We start from the raw sequence: 2863 nt of genomic DNA on the forward strand, positions 1-2863 counted from the left end.
CAGCACTCCACGGCCCTGAACGAAGAGGGCCTGATAGATGGCTTCGTGGCTGATGCGCATCGTCTTGTCGTCCGGGAAGTCGATCGGCAAGCGTCGGGCAATCTGCTCCGGGCTCCAGGCCCTGGCCCATCGCCGATCCTTTCGCGGGCCATGCCGGCGGCCCTTCCACGTAACGGTGGGACCATGAACGAGAGCGCCGCTCGGGGCCACGACAACGCCAGCAAGTCTCTCCTCCACATAAAGTGCGCAAGGTTGCGTTGAACGCAAGCTTGGTCGGCTTGGGCCGACGGGCCGATCGATCCGCATGCCACTGAGCAGTCGTCGCCCGATACTCCAACCCGCCGCTGCGGGTGGCCGCGTTGCGCCGCAGTTCACGGGAAATTGTCGAGGCGGACCGACCGAGCCGGCGCCCAATCTCCTGCATGGAATGGCCCTGTACCCTGAGAAGTGCGATCTCTTCGCGCTCCACCAATGACAGGTACCGCCCAGAGAGCGGCTTCGCCGAGGATCTGAACATCGCTGGTGGCATACCGCCCGCCTTTCGGAACCATCTGGTTCCTACAGGCTGCGACAGTCCGGCTTCGAGCGCAGCATCTTCGCTGCCCAGCCCCGCGGCGATCGCCCGCCAGAATCTAATCTGTTCATCGCGCCCCGCCACAGGCGGCCGTCCTGGTGAAGGCAATGGCGCTCGTCCAGACCGTGCCGATCGCCGCTTTCGAATGCTCATCGCAACCTCCAACTTCAGAGTGTTGCGACGACCGCTTGAATCCGCCTTGGGAGCCCCGATCGGAATGATGAATGCAGCCGGACGGCGGCTGGCGCCGTTCAATGGCCGCCTTCAAGGCTGCCATCGTCAGCCGCGCATCGATCGATCGGCCAATGGCGTAGCCGACGATCATGCGCGATCCGGCGTCGAGAATGACTGCGACGTAGACGAAGCGGGTCGGCAGCGCGACATAGATTATGTCGGAGACCCAGAGCTGGTTCGGGCCGGTTGGAACGATGTCCCTGGCCAGGTTGGGGAAGATCGGGCCATCATGATCGCTGTCGGTGGTGGCCACGAAGCGCCGCCTGATCCTGGGCTGCAGATCATGCTCGCGCATCAGGCGCCGAATCTTCTTGTGGTTCATGACGAGACCTTGCTGGCGCAGCGCAGCGCCGACGCGGCGATAACCGTAGAACTCGAACTCGTCGCTGATCGAGAACATTGCGTCGACGATCGCGGTGTCGTCGGCCGCCTTCTCCAGGGGGTCGTAGTGGTGGAGCGCGCGATTCCCATTAACCGGCATCCTTCGGCAACGCTGATGCCGCGGGGCCGGTGATGACGGATGTAGTCCCGCTTCTCGGCCGCGATGCGTTTCTCAGAGCCCCCTTTAGAAACTCCAGTTCCAGAGCCTGCTTACCGACCAACCGTTCGAGCGCTGCGATCCGGGCTTCGTATTCCTGGATCAGGTCGGCGGCCTGCGCATCATCGTCGAACGCCCCTTGCTCATGTTTGCGGACCCAGATGCGGATCAGGTTGCGCGAGACATCGTGACGCTTAGCCAAGCCGTGCAGCGTCTCGCCGGCGATGAACTCCTGCGCGATCTGGCGTTTGAACTCGATGCTGTGACTGCGGTGCTTTGCCATGGGTTCTCTCTCCGAAAACCCGGAAGGCTGGTCAATCCACACATCCCGATCTGTCCACCCTCAGCGGCGCACTCCATCATGGGGTCAATTTTGCACGCCGATTCACAACCCGGCTCACGTGTCTTCCTCAAGGTCAGGACTGGGTGCTCGAATGGGAACTTATCAGCGACCGCATGAAAGACCCCTCCCAAGACGAGAGCGAGCTTTGGTACGAACCCCGGGCATTTTCAGCATCCGGCCCAAACGGCAACCGATCGGCCCGATCGAACCTGGCGAGTTCCCGGAACTTTTAGCTTCCGATCGCACGATGCTCAGCATCTAGAACGAGGTTCAGCTCTTCCTTTTTTGCAGGTCCCGGGCGAGCACCTCCAGACGCGCCAACAGGCGAACTAGATTGCGGCGTTGACACCCCCTCTCCACAGTGACAGCATACGGTCTGCTCGTTCCTGCAGACGGCTAGGACTCGCTCTCTTCCAAACAGTATCGCGCCGGCGTAAGACTCTGTGACCGATCAGCACGTATGTACCAGGTGCGGCTCCGTCAGGACGCGGTTTGTGATTTCCTGATAAAGGCTGGCGCCTGGGCGCCCGCCCTTGTCCCCGCCAGCCTTTCGGCTGCCGCAAGCTCGTTGTTTGCACGCGTTGTCTGGTCCCCGCTCGCCATCCCGCCCTCCCTCTGAAAGCGGACCGGAAGCACGGTGGGGGTGGGCGGCGGAAACGACCGGAAAGGCTCGCCGTCGAAGGCGGATCGGATCCGAAGGACCGGCACGGAGAGAGGACCCGGAGCGTCCACGCAGTCGCGGTGTCCCAAGAGAATGCGGATTGGTCGCCCATGCGATCGCAAAGATCGTCCCAATCGGACTGGACGCGACATTCGCCGAAGAGCGCCTCAGCGACGGCGGGAGACTCCAGCGAGTGATCCGTCGAGCGCGCGAAGAAAGGTCCGTCGGGCGACCTTCAGTAGCCGAAAGGCTGCCCCCGTCAGCGGAGAGCTGGATGGCTGAGACGCCTGAGCTTGCCGAAGAACAGCGGGCTGATCCGCGACAGACGGTGCGCTTTGTGAACCCCGCCGGCGCCGGCTATCATCGTAGGCTCAACAGAATTACGCATGGGTCAGCGTCAAGCACTGCAGTTACATCGAGAAACTCAATGACATCGAGACGCCGTTCTCCACCCTCGTACTTGGCAACGAAGGATTGCGGCCGGCCAAGCCTCTCAGCCACCTGAGCCTGGGT

3 protein-coding genes and 1 pseudogene are annotated in these 2863 nt (G+C 62.5%); all 4 read right to left on the reverse strand.

All coding sequences use genetic code 11. The features are described 5' to 3' along the window. Nucleotides 1-727, reverse strand: a pseudogene (locus C1D09_RS26865) (transposase); the annotation flags it as partial. After that, a complete protein-coding gene (locus C1D09_RS26870; protein WP_143977082.1) occupies nucleotides 642-1289 on the reverse strand; it encodes an IS3 family transposase in 648 nt (215 codons plus the stop codon). The pseudogene C1D09_RS26865 and the gene C1D09_RS26870, both read right to left, overlap by 86 nt. Beyond that, the gene (locus C1D09_RS26875; RefSeq protein ID WP_143977083.1) at nucleotides 1279-1629 is read right to left on the reverse strand and encodes a transposase; all 351 of its coding nucleotides are present in this window, start codon (nucleotides 1627-1629) and stop codon (nucleotides 1279-1281) included. Before C1D09_RS26875 ends, C1D09_RS26870 begins: the two co-directional genes overlap by 11 nt. 1081 nt (nucleotides 1630-2710) lie before the next feature. Continuing rightward, the coding region (locus C1D09_RS33900) for a helix-turn-helix domain-containing protein (RefSeq protein ID WP_143977084.1) at nucleotides 2711-2863 on the reverse strand (153 nt) is incomplete at its 5' end.

It is taken from the genome of Mesorhizobium intechi (assembly GCF_002879535.1).
Classification (GTDB): Bacteria; Pseudomonadota; Alphaproteobacteria; order Rhizobiales; family Rhizobiaceae; genus Mesorhizobium; species Mesorhizobium intechi.

Bases quoted from the DNA above. Each gene is read 5' to 3' on its own strand.
- C1D09_RS26870 (WP_143977082.1), bottom strand. From the start codon at position 1,289: ATGCCGGTTAATGGGAATCGCGCGCTCCACCACTACGACCCCCTGGAG.
- C1D09_RS26875 (WP_143977083.1), bottom strand. From the start codon at position 1,629: ATGGCAAAGCACCGCAGTCACAGCATCGAGTTCAAACGCCAGATCGCG.